The sequence below is a fragment of the Pseudaquabacterium inlustre genome, from assembly GCF_038066595.1.
Taxonomy (GTDB): Bacteria; Pseudomonadota; Gammaproteobacteria; order Burkholderiales; family Burkholderiaceae_C; genus Pseudaquabacterium; species Pseudaquabacterium inlustre.
Map to the genome: position 1 here is coordinate 604281 of NZ_JBBUTH010000007.1, position 15261 is coordinate 619541.

The following is a 15261-nucleotide window of genomic DNA, read 5'->3' on the forward strand; positions in this document are numbered from 1 at the left end:
GTCATCGCTCCTTCACTGTCCTTGGCGCTTGCGCGCCCAGGCCTGCAGGCCGTTGATCACCAGCAGCATCGTGAAGCTGGCCACCAGCATCACCACCGCGATGGCGGTGGCGCCGGTGTAGTCGTACTGCTCCAGCTTGCTGATGATCATCAGCGGCGTGATCTCGCTGACCATCGGGATGTTGCCGGCGATGAAGATCACGCTGCCGTACTCGCCCAGCGCGCGGGCGAAGGCCAGCGCGAAGCCGGTGGTCAGCGCCGGCAGCAGGATGGGCAGGATCACCAGGCGGAAGGTCTGGCCGCGCGTGGCGCCCAGCGTGGCGGCGGCTTCCTCGTACTCGGCCGACAGGTCTTCCAGCACCGGCTGCAGCGTGCGCACCACGAAGGGCAGGCCGATGAACAGCAGGGCCACGAACACGCCCAGCGGCGTGAAGCTCACCTTGAACGGCAGGTATTGGCCGATCCAGCCGTTCTGCGCATACAGCGCGGTCAGCGTGATGCCGGCCACCGCGGTGGGCAGCGCGAACGGCAGGTCGACCAGCGCATCCACGATGCGCTTGCCCGGAAACTCGTAGCGCACCAGCACCCACGCGATGATCAGGCCGAACAGGGCGTTGACCAGCGCCGCCAGGAACGACGCGCCAAACGTCAGCCGGTAGCTGGCCAGCACCCGCGGCGCGGCCACTGCATCCCAGAAGGCCGGCCAGCCCATCGTGGCGGTCTTCAGGAACACGGCCGCCAGCGGGATCAGGACGATCAGGCTCAGGTAGGTGAGCGTGAAGCCCAGCGCCAGGTCGAAGCCGGGCAGCACCGTGTGGCGCTTGAGAAGGAGGCGGGAAAACATCAGAGAGGCAGACGGACCGCGCTGCGAGGGATCATTTCTTCAGGAGCTGGTCGTAGATGCCGCCGTCCTTGAAGTGCTCGGCCTGGGCCTTCTTCCAGCCGCCGAACACCTCGTCCACCGTGAACGTGGCCTGCTTCGGAAACTCGTTCGGGTACTTGGCCAGGATCTTGGCGCTCACCGGCCGCAGGTTGTGCTTGACCGCGATCTCCTGGGCCTCGTCGCTCCACAGCCACTGCAGGTAGGCCTCGGCCTGCTTGCGCGTGCCCTTCTTGGCCACCACCTTGTCGACCACCGCCACCGGGTTCTCGGCCAGCACGGTGAACTTCGGATAGACGATGTCGTAGTTCTTGCCGAACTCCTCGACGATGCTCTGCACCTCGCTCTCGAAGGTGACCAGCACGTCGCCGATCTGGCGCTGTGCGAAGGTGGTGGTGGCGGCGCGGCCGCCGCCGTCGAACACCGGCACGTTGGCGAAGATCTTCTGCACCTGCTCGCGCGTCTGCGCGGGCGTCAGGCCGTTCTTCAGGCCGCCGCCCCAGGCCGCCAGGTAGCCGTAGCGGCCGTTGCCCGTCACCTTGGGGTTGGGGATGATCACGCTGACGCCGGGCTTGGCCAGGTCGGCCCAGTCCTTGATGCCCTTGGGGTTGCCCTTGCGCACCATGAACACGGTGAGCGACGAGGTGGGCGCCGCGTTGTTGGGCAGGCGCTTGGCCCAGTCGGCGGCGATGAAGCCGGCATCGGCCACCATGTCGATGTCCAGCGCCTGGTTCATCGTGATGACGTCGGCCTCCAGGCCCTCGATCACGCTGCGCGCCTGCTTGCTGCTGCCGCCGTGGCTCTGGTTCAGCGTCAGGTCTTCGCCGGCGGTCTTCTTCCAGTGTGCGGCAAAGGCCTTGTTGTAGTCCTTGTAGAACTCGCGCGCCACGTCGTAGCTGACGTTCAGCAGCGTGGGGCCGGCGGCGAAGGCGGGCAGCGCGGTGGCCACCGCCAGCGTGGCGGCGCCCAGTGAGGCCAGCAGGGCACGGCGGCGGGAATCGGCAGGGGTGCGAGCGTCGTGAGGCATGTGCGGAGGGGCAGGCAAAGGCGCCGCGGAACGGCGAAGCCCGCGATGCTAGGGCCGGCCCGTCTGCGCTCAAACCACAGTTTTGTCGTTTGCTTATGCGTTTTTCGCAGAAGCCGACACCGCCGGCCCGGCTGTCGATCCGCGAAAACCCGGCCAGCCGCCTGTCGCCAGGGTGCAAGTCGGGCCGACGGGTGGCGTGCGAGCATCCCCCAGACCGCTCTTCTTCGCCCGCTGCTCATCCCGATGATGTCCCCTGGAGAACCCCTGCACGCCGCGCTGGACGACGGCTGGCTGCTGCCGCCGCCCGCGCCGCGCACGGCGGTGCACACGCGCAGCATCGTCTGCCGCAGCTTCCGCCGCGACGACGGGCTGATGGAGATCGACGCGCGCTTCATCGACACCCGGCCGTTCGACTACGACAGCGATTTCCGCGGCCGCTGCGCCGCCGGCTCGGCCCTGCACAACCTGCAGCTGCGCGTCACCATGGACCGGCAGCGCCACATCGTGGCCATCGCCTCGGCGATGAAGAGCACGCCGTATGAAAGCTGCGCCGGCGTGCAGCCCAACTTCCAGGTGCTGGTGGGCCTGTCATTGGGCAAGGGCTTCAAGAAGGCGTTGTACGAGCGCCTGGGCGGCACGCAGGGCTGTACCCATGTGATCGCGATGATGGAAGCGGTGGCCGGCGCCGCGGTGCAGACCTTCGCCTCCAACGTCTACGCGCCGCGCCCGGCCGGCGAGCCGGCGCCGCCGCGCGTGTTCCGCATCGAGGCGCTGCTCGGCACCTGCCATTCCTACCGCCCCGACGGACCGGTGATCGCCCAGCTGAAGGCAGGCACCGCCCGCCAGGGCTGAATTTCCCAGAGGAAACGACATGGACCTCCACTACTCCCCCGAAGAACAGGCCTTCCGCGCCGAGGTGCGCAGCTGGCTGGCCGAGCACCTGCCGGCCGACATCCGCGACAAGGTGACGGGCTACCAGCACCTGAGCAAAGACGACTACCAGCGCTGGCACCGCATCCTGGCCGCCAAGGGCTGGAGCGTGCCGCACTGGCCCGAGGCCTGGGGCGGCACCGGCTGGAACATCACCCAGCGCTACATCTTCCAGGAAGAGTTCGGCCTGGCCGGCGCACCGGCACTGCCCGCCTTCGGCCCGCACATGTGCGCCAGCGTGCTGCTGCACTTCGGCACCGAGGCGCAAAAGGCACGCTTCCTGCCCGGCATCCGCTCGGGCGAGGACTTCTGGGTGCAGGGCTATTCCGAGCCGGGCTCGGGCTCCGATCTGGCGTCGCTCAAGACCCGAGCTGAGAAGCAGGGCGACCACTACGTCGTCAACGGCCAGAAGATCTGGACCACGCTGGGCCACTACGGCGACTGGATCTTCTGCCTGGTGCGCACCGACCCTGCGGCCAAGAAGCAGGAGGGCATCAGCTTCCTGCTGATCGACATGAAGACGCCCGGCATCACCGTGCGCCCGCTGATCCTGATGGACGGCGGCCACGAGGTGAACGAGGTGTTCTTCGACGACGTCAAGGTGCCGGCCGAGAACCTGATCTTCGAGGAGAACAAGGGCTGGACGGTGGCCAAGTACCTGCTGGGCCACGAGCGCATGGGCTCGGGCAATGTGGGTGGCAGCAAGCGCGAACTGGCGGCCCTGAAGCGCCTGGCCGCCGAGCAGCAGGTGGACGGCCGCTCGCTGATGGACGATCCGCGCTTTCGCGACCGGCTGTCGCGCGTGGAGATCGAGCTGGAGGCGCTGGAACTCACGTCGATGCGCTTCCTGGATCAGATGCGCCGCAGCGGCCAGCCACCGGGCGCCGATGTGTCGATGCTGAAGATCCGCGGCAGCGAGCTGCAGCAGGCGATCACCGAGCTGATGATGCAGGCCGTGGGCCCGCAGGCCCAGCCCTTCATGGCCGTGGAGGGCGGCGAGGTGGACGCGCTGGCCTCGCGCCTGACACCGCGCTACGCCAACTACCGCAAGACCAGCATTTACGCCGGATCCAACGAGATCCAGCGCAACATCATCGCCAAGGCCACCCTGGGTCTGTGAGCAGGAGCAGCACATGGATTTCAACTACTCCGACGAACAGCAGCAACTGGCCGAATCGCTGCGCAAGTTCCTGGGCGCGCAGTACGGTTTCGACCAGCGCAAGGCCATCGTGCATTCGGCCAGCGGCGCCAGCGATTCCGTCTGGGCCACCTTTGCCGAGATGGGGCTGACCGCCATCGCGCTGCCCGAGGAAGACGGCGGCTTCGGCGGCGGTGCGGTGGACCTGATGGCCGCGATGGAAGCCTGCGGTGAAGCCCTGGTGGTGGAGCCGCTGCTGGACAACGTGGGCCTGGCCGGCCGCCTGGTGGCGCGCACCGGCAGTGCGGCCCAGCGCGCCGCACTGTTGCCCGGCCTGGCCGACGGCACGCGCCGCCTGGCCTTCGCCTACCTGGAGCCGGGCCGGCGCTATGCGGCCGATCCGCAAGCCACCACCGCAAAGCGCGATGGCGATGGCTGGGTGCTGAACGGTGCCAAGACCGTGGTCATTGGCGCGCCGCTGGCGCACACGCTGATCGTCAGCGCCGCCACGCCTGAGGGCGCCAGCCTGTTCATCGTCGATCCGGCCGCGACCGGCGTGGCAGCCAGCCCCTGCCGCACGGTGGACGGCCAGCGCGCGGCCGACCTGCGCTTCGAGGGTGTGCGCCTGGGTGCCGACGCGCTGCTGGGCACGGCGGGCGGCGCACAAGCCGCCATCGACGAGGCACTGGACTTCGCCACCGCGCTGCTGTGCGCCGAGGCCGTGGGCGCCATGCGCTACGCCGTGGACGCCACGCTGGAGTACACCAAGACCCGCAAGCAGTTCGGCGTGGCCATCGCGTCCTTCCAGGTGCTGCAGCACCGCATGGTGGAGATGCACATCCACACCGAGCAGGCGCGCTCGATGGCCATCCTGGCCGCCAGCCGCGTGGACGGCACGGATGCCAGCCCGGCGGCGGTGCGCGAACGCCAGCGGGCCGTCTCGGCCGCCAAGGTGAAGATCGCCGACGCCGCCCGCCTGGTCAGCCAGGAGGCCGTGCAACTGCACGGCGGCATGGGCATGACCGAGGAGATGAAGGTCTCGCACACCTTCCGCCGGCTCACGATGCTGGCGCAGCGCTTTGGCGATGCGGATCACCACCTGGCGCGCTTCGCCCGCGTGAGCTGAAGGCCGGCGGACCTCGGGTGAAAACCCGGGGCCGCCGGTGTCGCACAGGCAATAGCGCCACCCGCCTGTCTTGCGCACACTGGCTGCATGAATGCACCCGTAGCTCCGGCCGCCATCGCCAGCACCCCTGTCACCGCCCCGGCCGCGCTGTCGTCCATCGAGGCCATCACCGCCGCGCTGGCCTCGGTGGGCTACATCGCCAACCGGCAGGTGGCCACGGCCGTGTACCTGGCCCACCACCTACGCAAGCCGGTGCTGATCGAAGGCCCGGCCGGCGTGGGCAAGACCGAACTGGCCGTCTCGGCCGCCAAGGCGCTGGGCCATGCGCTGATCCGCCTGCAGTGCTACGAGGGCCTGGACGACAGCCGTGCGCTGTACGAGTGGCAGTACGGCAAGCAGCTGCTCTACACGCAGATCCTGAAGGAGAAGATCGGCCAGCTGATGGCCGATGCCGACACCCTGGGCCAGGCCTACACCAAGCTCACCGGGTTTCAAGACCTGTTCTTCTCGCGCGACTTCCTGCAACCCCGCCCGCTGCTGCAGGCCATGGAGCAGGCCGGCGGCAGCGTGCTGCTGATCGACGAGATCGACAAGAGCGAAGAGTCCTTCGAGGCCCTGCTGCTGGAGGTGCTGGCCGACTACCAGGTGACGGTGCCCGAGATCGGCACCATCAAGGCCCAAGTGCCGCCGCTGGTCATCCTCACCAGCAACAACACGCGCGAGCTGGGCGATGCGCTCAAGCGCCGCTGCCTGCACCTGCACATCGGCTTCCCCGAGCCTGCCTTCGAGCAGCAGGTGCTGCGTGCCCGCGTGCCGGGCATTGATGAAGCGCTGCTGAAGCAGCTGGTGCACTTCGTCCAGGCGCTGCGCCAGGAACACATCCGCAAGCCGCCCAGCGTGGCCGAGAGCATGGACTGGGCGCGCACGCTGCTGCTGCTGCACGCCGGCGCGCTGGACGAAACCCTGGTGCGCGACACGCTGAACGTGCTGCTCAAGCGCGAGAGCGACATCCAGGCCGTGCAGGCCCGGCTGCCGCAGCTGACGCGCGACGCGCTGTCCGCCTGACGCCCCTCATCCACAGGCCCCTCCGTCCATGGACCGCACCCTGGTCAACTACGTTCGCGCACTGCGCGCGGCCGGGGCCGACGCGTCGATTGCCGAGAGCATCGACGCCGCGCGCGCCGTGGCGCTGCTGGGTTATGCCGACCGCCGCCAACTGAAGGACGGCCTGGGCGTGGTGCTGGCCAAGACGCCGGCCGAGAAGCTGATCCACGAGCGGGTGTTCGACCAGTTCTTCGGCGCCGTGGATGCATCGGCCGAGGCGCGCAGCGAAGGCAAGCGCGGTGCATCCGATCTCCAGGACGCCCAGCCCGCGGGCGCGGCATCCGGCCAACCCGGTCAGCCCGGCCAGGACGCCGGCGGCGGCCCGCACGCCGATCGCCCGGCATCGCCCACCGCCGCCAGCGGCGGCGACGCGCTGCAGCAGCTGATCGCGATGGCCGCCGAGGCCCGCGGCGGCGCCAGCGGCGAGCGCATGCCCTCGCTGGGCCCGGCGTTGAACCGTGCTGCCGAAGCGGCCAACGTCGACGACATCCAGTTCCACACCCAGGTCGGCCCGCTGACCCGCCGCCTGCTCGAAGAGTTGGGCATCGCCCCGCTGGACGCCCGCGTGCGCCAGCTGCTGCTGGAGCCGCAGAGCAGCGGCTCACCCGACCCGCAGGCCGAGCTGGCCACGCTGCAGGCCGCGCGCGAATCACTGCGCCGCGCCGCCCGTGCGCTGGTGGAGCAGCGCTTCGAGCTCTACGGTCGACCGGCCACCGAGGCCTTCATGCAGGACGTGGTGGCCCAGCGCACGCTGGGGCGCCTGGCCCCGCACGACATGGAGCGCATGCGCGTGGTGGTGGCGCGCATGGCCAAGCGCATGGCGGTCAAGCACTCGCGCCGCCGCCGCGTGCAACTGCGCGGCCAGCTCGACTTCCGCCGCATGATCCGCGGCAGCGCGGGCCATGACAGCGTGCCGCACCGGCTGCGGTTCAAATACCGCCGCAAGGACAAGCCCAAGTTCGTGGCCATCTGCGATGTGTCGGGCTCGGTGGCCGCGCATGTGCGCTTCCTGCTGCTGTTCCTGTATGCGCTGCACGGCTCGGTGGCCGACCTGCGCAGCTTCGCCTTCGCCAACCAGCTGGGCGATGTGAGCCCGCTGCTGGAGAACCTGCCGTTTGATGAAGCCTTCGACCGCATCCTGCACGAACACGCCGGCAGCACCGACTACGGCCAGGCCTTCACCGACCTGCAGGACCAGTTCTGGGACGTGATCGACCGCCGCACCACGGTGATCATCCTGGGCGACGGCCGCAGCAACCATGCCGAGCCGCGCGTGGACATCCTGGCCGAGATCGCCAGCCGCGCCAAGCGCGTGATGTGGCTGTGCCCGGAGCCGAAGAGCCGCTGGGGCAGCGGCGACAGCGTGATGCCGAAGTACGCGCCGTTCTGCACGCTGGCCACGCATGTGGCGAGTGCGGCGGATCTTGAGCGGGCCATTGACGAAGCCTTGGCCGCGTATGGCTGAAGCCATCAACAACCCACGAAGAGAGGAGACCATGAACACGAACTTCCAAGACCTGTTCTCGGTGCGCGGCAAGGTGGCCCTGGTCACCGGCGGCTCGCGCGGCATCGGCGAGATGATCGCCGCGGGCTTTCTGGCGCAGGGCGCCAAGGTCTACATCTCGTCGCGCAAGGCCGAGGTGTGCGAGGCCACGGCCAAGCGACTTTCCGAAGGCACCGGCGGCACCTGCATCGCGCTGCCGGCCGACCTGTCCACGGTGGAAGGCTGCACCCATCTGGCGGCCGAACTGGCGAAGCGGGAAGCCAGGCTCGACATCCTGGTCAACAACGCCGGTGCCGCCTGGGGCGCGCCGATCGAAACCTTCCCCGAGGTGGGCTGGGACAAGGTGATGGACACCAACGTCAAGGGCGTGTTCTTCCTCACCCAGCAATGCCTGCCGCTGCTACGCGCGGCGGCGAAGGATGGCGCCCCGGCGCGCGTGATCAACATCGGCTCGATCGACGGCATCAAGTCGGCCACCTTCGACAGCTTCAGCTACGGCGCGTCCAAGGCCGCCGTGCACCACCTCACCCGCTTCCTGGCCAAGCGGCTGACGCCCGAACGCATCCTGGTCAACGCCATCGCACCGGGGCCGTACCCCACCTGGATGCTGTCCACCGGCGTGGGCCACGGCGGCGCCACCGATGGCGTCGACTGGAGCGCCGTGACCCAGAGCAACCCCAGCGGCCGGGTGGGCGCGCCCGAGGACATCGCCGGCCTGGCCATTTTCTTGAGCTCGCGCGCCGGCGAATACGTGGTGGGCCAGACGATCGCCAGCGATGGCGGCATCGTCGCCTCGCTCTGAATTCCCCCCGATTCCTTCCCATCCTTCCTGCCTGTAAAAAGCAGGCTTTCCCGGAGACCCCCGACCATGAGTCAGCCCCAGATTCCCGCCAACGCCTTCAGCCTGGACCCCAGCGATCCGCTGAACGACCTGCGCATGTCCGAGAAGGCCAAGCCGCTGTACGAACACGTCAAGCGCTTCATCAAGGAAACGGTCGATCCGATGGCCGTGGAGTACGAGAAGCTGGGCCGCAACCGTGCCGACCGCTGGAGCTACGCCCCCGGCCAGCTGGAGCTGCTGGACGCCGCCAAGGCCAAGGCCAAGGCCGAGGGCCTGTGGAACTTCTTCCTGCCCGACGCCGAGACCGGTGAAGGCCTGTCCAACCTCGACTACGCCTACATCGCCAGCGAGCTGGGCAAGAGCCCGATGGCCAGCGAGTGCATGAACTGCTCGGCCCCCGACACCGGCAACATGGAGGTGCTGGAGCGCGTGGGCACGCCGGCGCAGAAGGCGCAGTGGCTGGAGCCGCTGCTCAAGGGCGAGATCCGCTCGGCCTACGCGATGACCGAGCTGCACCACGCCAGCTCGGACGCCCGCAACGTGGCCACCAGCGCCGTGCTGGAAGGCGACGAATGGGTCATCAACGGCGAGAAGCACTACATCTCGGGCGCTGGCAGCCCGCGCTGCAAGATCCTGATCACCATGGTGCGCACCAGCCCCGACGCGCCGCCGCACAAGCAGCAGAGCATGATCCTGGTGCCGAAAGACACGCCGGGGGTCGAGATCGTCGGCGGCCAGCATGTCTTTGCCGAAGACCATGCGCCGCACGGCCACATGCACATCCGCTTCAACAACGTGCGCGTGCCGGCCAGCAACATGCTGCTGGGCGAAGGCCGAGGCTTCGAGATCAGCCAGCTGCGCCTGGGTCCGGGCCGCATCCACCACTGCATGCGCTCGATCGGCGCGGCCGAAGTGGCGCTGGATCTGATGGTCAAGCGCGGCCTGTCGCGTCAGGCCTTCGGCAAGCAGCTGGTGTGGCTGGGCGGCAATGTGGAGATCATCTCGCGCGCCCGCATCGAGATCGAATCCATGCGCCTGATGGTGCTGAAGGCCGCCAAGGCCATGGACGTGCTGGGCAACAAGGAAGCCCGCCTGTGGGTGCACATGGTCAAGGCCATGGTGCCCGAGCGCGTGTGCAAGATCATCGACCAGGCCATCCAGATGTATGGCGCACTCGGCGTCAGCCAGCACACCCCGCTGGCCCACATGTACAGCCAGCAGCGCACGCTGCGCCTGGCCGACGGCCCCGACGAGGTGCACCACATGGTGGTGGGCCGCAGCGAGGTGCGTGCTACAGAGGGCGCGGCCGAGGAGATGCAGGGCTCGATGGTGTGGCGTTCGTGATCTGAGCTGATCAGAAGCACCAAGCAGCGGGCGCACTGTCGCGAGACGGTGCGCCCGCTGTGCTTTCAACCGCTCAAGCGAAGGGCTTCAGCACCCGCCCGAACAGCCGGTGCATGCGCTCGAAATGCCGCTCCGACGCCGCCCGCTCATACACCGCCCGCTGCGGGAACGAGAAGCCGTGTTGCGCCCCGGCATACCACTCGATGCGGTACGGCGCGCCGCTGGCCTTCAGGCCGGCTTCCAGCTGCGCGATCTGCTCGGGCGAGGCCCACTGGTCGATCTCGGCGCAGCCGTAGTAGCCCTCGCAACGCAGGCCCGCAGCCACCCGGTGCGGTGAGTCGGGCGAATCGGTGACCCAGTTGGCGCCGTGGATGGCGGCCAGGGCCTGGATGCGGTCGGCGAAGTCGAGCGCGGCCCACACGACGAACGGGCCGCTCATGCAGTAGCCCAGGATGCCGATGCGCTGGGCGTCGGCCACCTGCGGGTTTGCGTCCACCCAGTCCAGCAGGGCCTGGGTGTCGGCGCGGTTGGTGTCGCGGTTCAGGCTGTGCATCAGGCCGAACATCTCCTGCAGCTGCGGCTCGGTGCGCTCCTTCAGCTCATACGCGTAACGCTGACGGTGGTACAGGTTGGGCAGCAGCACGCAGTAGCCGGCGCTGGCCAGGCGGCGCGCGAAGCCGTGCAGTTCCTCGCGCTTGCCGGGCGCGTCCATGTAGAACAGCAGCACCGGGTGCGGGCCGCCTTCGCCGGGCCCGACATCGGGGTGGACGATGAAGGTGGCCATCGGGCTGCCATCGCTGATCAGGTCGAGGTGGTGTTCGATCATGGTGTCATCATCGCCCACCGGCCCCGGTGCGCCTCTCGGGGATTGCCTGGCCGGCCGTGGTCACCGCCGCGTCACCACCTTGTCGAAGATGCCGCCATCGGCGAAGTGGGTCTTCTGCGCCTCGCGCCAACTGCCGAACACGCTGTCCAGCTTGAACAGCTCCAGCTTCGGGAACTGGCTGGCGAACTGCGCGGCCACCTTGGCGTCGATCGGGCGGTAGTAGTTCTCCGCGGCGATCTTCTGGCCTTCGGGCGTGTACAGGTACTCCAGGTAGGCCTGGGCCACGGCCCGCGTGCCCTTCTTGTCGACCACCTTGTCCACCACGGCCACCGGCGGCTCGGCCAGGATGGACAGCGGCGGCGCCACGATGTCGAACTTGCCCGGGCCCAGCTCCTTCAGCGCCAGCAGGGCCTCGTTCTCCCAGGCCAGCAGCACGTCGCCGATGCCGCGCTCGACGAAGGTGACGGTGGCGCCGCGCGCGCCGGTGTCCAGCACCGGCACGTTGGCGAAGAGCTTCTGCAAATACGCCTGGGCCTTGTCGTCGCTGCCGTACTTCTTCTTGGCAAAGCCCCAGGCGGCCAGGTAGTTCCAGCGCGCGCCACCACTGGTCTTGGGGTTGGGCGTGATCACGCCGACGCCGGGCTTGACCAGGTCGTCCCAGTCCTTGATGCCTTTGGGGTTGCCCTTGCGCACCAGGAACACGATGGTGCTGGTGTAGGGCGCGCTGCCGTGCGGCAGGCGCTTCTGCCAGTCGGGGGGCAGCAGCCTGGCCTTGTCCGAGATCTCGTCGATGTCGTAGGCCAGGGCCAGCGTCACCACGTCGGCATCGAGGCCGTCGATCACGGTGCGTGCCTGCTTGCCCGAGCCGCCGTGGCTCTGCTTCACGCTCACGGTGTCGCCGGTCTTGCTCTTCCAGTGCGCAGCAAAGGCCTTGTTGAAATCCTGGTACAGCTCGCGCGTGGGGTCGTAGCTGACGTTCAGCAGGGTGAGGTCCTTGGCCGACACCGGCAGCACGGCGGCCAGCAGGCCGATGGCCAGCGGGGCGAGGACCAGGCTGCGGCGCAGCCAAGACAGGGTGGAAGCATGCATGACGGACCCGACGGAAGCCAGTGGAGGGAATGCCGGTCATGCTAGGCAGCCACCTCGGCGGCCGGAACGAAGGCTTGGGCGCATCGATCCTTGCTTTGCGCATAAGCGGGCGCCGGGCTGCGACACTCCGGGGCATCCCGTCACCCAGCCGATCTGCCGTTCCGACACCATGAGCCCAACCCGCACCGCCGAGCACCCGATCCAGGCCCAGTTCACCGAGCGCTGGTCGCCCCGCGCCTTCACCGGCGAAGCCCTGCCACTGGCCACGCTGCAAAGCTTGTTCGAGGCCGCGCGCTGGGCGCCCTCGGCCTTCAATGCCCAGCCCTGGCGCTTCGTCTACGGCCTGGCCGGCACGCCGGCCTTCGCCACCCTGTTCGACACCCTGGCGCCGGCCAACCAGGCCTGGGCGCACCGTGCCGGCGCGCTGGTGGCGGTGATCTCGGCCACGCAGTTCACCGCTGCGTGCAAGACCGAGCCACAGGCCCTGGGCTCGCATGCCTTCGACGCCGGCGCGGCCTGGGCCCTGCTGGCGCTGCAGGCGCAGGCCCTGGGCTGGCACACGCATGCCATGGGCGGCTTCGACCGCGACCGCCTGCGCACCGCGCTGGGCGTGCCCGAGACCCATGCGCTGCAGGCCATGGTGGCCATCGGCCGCCTGGGCGACGCCGCCACGCTGCCCGAGGCGCTGCGCGCGCGCGAGGTGCCCAGCCCGCGCCGGCCGCAGACCGAGTGGGCGGCCGAGGGCCGCTTCAGCTTCGGCGGCTGACGCCCGCGCAGCTGCACCATGCCCGCCGGCCACCCGCCGACCGAGCCCACACCGGCCCACGCGGACGCCATGCCGGCCCCTGCGCCGCCCGCCGACGCCCGGCCGCCACGCGCCGGCGACCGCCTGGGCCCGTGGCAGCTGGAGGCCAAGATCGGCGAGGGCGGCATGGGCGAGGTGTGGCTGGCCCGGCGTGCCGACGGCCTGTACCAGGCCGAGGCCGCGATCAAGCTGCTGCGCAGCGACCTGCCACGCGCCCGCCTGGCCGCACGCTTTGCACGCGAGCGGCGCGTGCTGGCGCGGCTGAACCATCCGCACATTGCCAAGCTGCTGGACGCCGGCATCACCGACGACCACCAGGCCTGGCTGGTGCTGGAGTACGTGGAGGGCTGGGCGCTGCACACCCATGTGCGCCGGCGCTGCCCCACGGTGGCGCAGCGCGTGGCGTTGCTGATGCAGGTGGCCGAGGCGGTGGCCCATGCCCATGCACAGCTGATCGTGCACCGCGACCTGAAGCCCACCAACGTGATGGTCACGCCCGAGGGCGTGCCCAAGCTGCTGGACTTCGGCATCGCCGCGATGCTGGACGACGATGACGAGGAAAGCAGCCAGCTCACGCGCATGACCGGGCGTGGCCACACGCTGGGGTATGCGCCGCCCGAGCAGATCACCGGCGGCAGCGTGGGCGTGGCCGGCGACGTGTTCTCGCTGGGCGTGATGCTGCACGAGTTGCTGGCCGGCGAGCTGCCGTTCTCGCGCAACGACGCGCCGCGCACCGAGCTGGAACATGCGGTGCTGCACGAGCCGCCGCGCCGCGCCAGCCAGAGCCGCGCGCAGCCGCCCGACCGCCCGCAGGACGCCGCCCGCGTGGTGCGCGGCGACCTGGAGGCCATCGTCGCCAAGGCGCTGCGCAAGCGGCCGCAAGACCGCTACGAGAGCGTGCGTGCGCTGATCGACGACCTGCAGCGCTGGCGCGAGCACCTGCCGGTGAGCGCGCGGCGCGACGACTGGCGCCACCGCGCCCGGCTGTGGCTGCAGCGCAATGCGCTGATCACCGGCCTGTCGGCGGCCACCGTGCTGGCCCTGGCCACCGGCCTGGCGGTCAGCGTGCAGCAGTGGCGGCGGGCCGAGGCCGCGGCGCAGCTGTCCGACCAGGTGACCGGCTACCTCACCGACCTGCTGGCCAGCGCCGGGCCCGACGCCCATGGCGGCCAATGGCCGAATGTGCTGCAGCTGCTGGAAAAGAGCCGCGCCGACATCGACCGCCAGTTCGCCGACGCGCCGGACACCCGCCTGCGCCTGCTGGACGTGATGGCCGACACCTACATCTCGCTGAACCGCTACGACCTGGCGCTGCCGCTGGCCGAGCGCGCGCTGGACGATGCGCGCCAGCGCCTCGGCCCGCGGGCCCGCGCCACGCTCGACGCCCAGCTGATGCTGGCCCGCGTGTATGCGCCGCTGGGCCCGTGGGACAAGGTGGTGGCGCTGCTGGAGCCGATCCGCGACAGCGTGATCGCCGAGCACGGGCTGAACACCCAGCCCACGCGGCAGCTGCTGTACGCCCTGAGCGCGGCCTACGTGAAGGTGGGCCGCCTGGCCGAGGCCGAGGCCACGCTGCTGCAGGGCGGCCGGGTCACGCGTGCGATCTACGGCGACGACAGCCACCAGACCGCCGAGCACCACAACCACCTGTCGGTGCTGTACTCCGAGCTGGGCCGCACCCGCGACTCCCTGAACGAGCTGCGCAAGACCGCCGTCTTCCAGCGCAGCACCGACCCCGCCGACCGCCGCCTGGCCCTGGTGCTGCGACGCAACACCCTGGCCATGCAGCAGCGGCTGGGCGAGATCGACGACAACGAGGCCCGCGCCGCCGCGCTGTTCACGCAGATCGACCAGCTGCTGGGGCCGCGCAGCGGCCTGGCACTGAGCCTGCACAGCGAGATGGCGCGCTGGCATGCCGACCGCGGCGAGCATGCCAAGGCCCTGGTGCACCGCGACGCGGTGATCGACACCGGCAATCCCGATGCCGCGGCGCTGCGCACCGGCCAGGTGCCGGCGCGGGCCGCGCGCCTGCTGGCCCGCGCGCTGGCGCATGCGGCGCCACCGGCGGCGCTGCGCGCCGAAGCCCGCCAGATCGCCACCGAGGCCGACACGCACCGCGAGGCCATCGGTGCGCTGGCGGTGGACACCTGGATCGCGCTCGGCCGCGCCGGCCTGCTGCTGGGCGATCCGGCGCTGGCCGAGCGGGCGGTGCAGACACTGCGCGCCGCCGCGCCGGCGCTGAACCTGCGCGACGACGAGTCGCGCGGCAGCCGCGTCAACCAGCTCGAAGGCGAACTGCGCCGCGTGCATGGCGATCTGCCGCGCAGCGCCGAGCTGCTGGGCAAGCGCGTGCAATGGCTGGAACGTGACGCCGACAAGACCCTGCCCGCCACCTGGCACGCGCGGCTGAACCTGGCCGCCACGCTGGTGCAGCAGCGCGCGCCCCGCGCTGCCGAGGCGCTGGCCCAGGCCCAGGCGGCCCGGCCACGCGGCTGGCCGCCCGGGCACCCGATGGACGCCGTGGCCGGCCTGCTGCAGGCGCGGCTGGCGGCCCCCGACGGCGAGGCCTGGCGCGCTGCGCAACCGGCGCTGGACGCCGCCTACGGCCAGCCGGTGGGCTGGCCGCTGGCGGGCTGGTTCCAGTAGGC

Annotated in this window: 13 protein-coding genes; 9 read left to right on the plus strand and 4 right to left on the minus strand. The window is 70.1% G+C overall.

Features of this window, described 5'->3' with window-relative positions:
• Positions 1-12 precede the first annotated feature (12 nt).
• Positions 13-843 carry a sulfate ABC transporter permease subunit CysT gene (cysT, locus tag AACH10_RS14265; RefSeq protein ID WP_341411096.1) on the minus strand — a complete coding sequence of 277 codons (831 nt, stop codon included), beginning with the start codon at positions 841-843 and terminating at the stop codon, positions 13-15.
• Positions 844-874: 31 nt separating this feature from the next.
• Positions 875-1906, minus strand: coding sequence for a sulfate ABC transporter substrate-binding protein (locus AACH10_RS14270; protein ID WP_341411097.1), 1032 nt, complete (start codon positions 1904-1906; stop codon positions 875-877).
• A 243-nt stretch (positions 1907-2149) separates the two neighbouring features.
• On the opposite strand from AACH10_RS14270, the gene AACH10_RS14275 reads away from it, so the two are divergent.
• The 7 genes from AACH10_RS14275 to AACH10_RS14305 all read left to right on the plus strand — a co-directional run bounded on the left by AACH10_RS14275 (position 2150) and on the right by AACH10_RS14305 (position 9893).
• Positions 2150-2758, plus strand: a complete 609-nt coding sequence (locus tag AACH10_RS14275; RefSeq protein ID WP_341411098.1) for a DUF2889 domain-containing protein — start codon at positions 2150-2152, stop codon at positions 2756-2758.
• A gap of 19 nt (positions 2759-2777) precedes the next feature.
• Positions 2778-3956: an acyl-CoA dehydrogenase family protein gene (locus AACH10_RS14280; RefSeq protein WP_341411099.1), complete on the plus strand. Its 1179-nt coding sequence runs from the start codon at positions 2778-2780 to the stop codon at positions 3954-3956.
• Positions 3957-3969: 13 nt separating this feature from the next.
• Entirely contained in the window at positions 3970-5100 is a 1131-nt protein-coding gene (locus AACH10_RS14285; protein WP_341411100.1) for an acyl-CoA dehydrogenase family protein, read from the plus strand.
• A gap of 87 nt (positions 5101-5187) precedes the next feature.
• Entirely contained in the window at positions 5188-6165 is a 978-nt protein-coding gene (locus AACH10_RS14290) for an AAA family ATPase (protein ID WP_341411101.1), read from the plus strand.
• Between the two features lie 28 nt (positions 6166-6193).
• Positions 6194-7669 (plus strand): VWA domain-containing protein, encoded by a 1476-nt coding sequence (locus AACH10_RS14295; protein WP_341411102.1) that lies wholly within the window; start codon positions 6194-6196, stop codon positions 7667-7669.
• 31 nt (positions 7670-7700) lie between these two features.
• A complete protein-coding gene (locus tag AACH10_RS14300) occupies positions 7701-8510 on the plus strand; it encodes an SDR family oxidoreductase (RefSeq protein WP_341411103.1) in 810 nt (269 codons plus the stop codon).
• Positions 8511-8645: 135 nt separating this feature from the next.
• Complete coding sequence (locus AACH10_RS14305; protein ID WP_423228608.1) at positions 8646-9893, plus strand: acyl-CoA dehydrogenase family protein; 1248 nt, start codon at positions 8646-8648, stop codon at positions 9891-9893.
• Positions 9894-9966: 73 nt separating this feature from the next.
• Here AACH10_RS14305 and AACH10_RS14310 read toward each other — a convergent pair whose 3' ends face one another.
• Positions 9967-10719: a dienelactone hydrolase family protein gene (locus AACH10_RS14310; protein ID WP_341411105.1), complete on the minus strand. Its 753-nt coding sequence runs from the start codon at positions 10717-10719 to the stop codon at positions 9967-9969.
• 60 nt (positions 10720-10779) lie between these two features.
• Entirely contained in the window at positions 10780-11808 is a 1029-nt protein-coding gene (locus AACH10_RS14315) for a sulfate ABC transporter substrate-binding protein (RefSeq protein ID WP_341411106.1), read from the minus strand.
• Between the two features lie 169 nt (positions 11809-11977).
• Between AACH10_RS14315 and AACH10_RS14320 the strand changes: the two genes are divergently transcribed.
• Together AACH10_RS14320 and AACH10_RS14325 are read left to right on the plus strand one after the other, a co-directional pair.
• A complete protein-coding gene (locus AACH10_RS14320) occupies positions 11978-12574 on the plus strand; it encodes a nitroreductase family protein (protein WP_341411107.1) in 597 nt (198 codons plus the stop codon).
• An 18-nt stretch (positions 12575-12592) separates the two neighbouring features.
• Positions 12593-15259, plus strand: coding sequence for a protein kinase domain-containing protein (locus AACH10_RS14325; RefSeq protein WP_341411108.1), 2667 nt, complete (start codon positions 12593-12595; stop codon positions 15257-15259).
• Positions 15260-15261 lie beyond the last annotated feature (2 nt).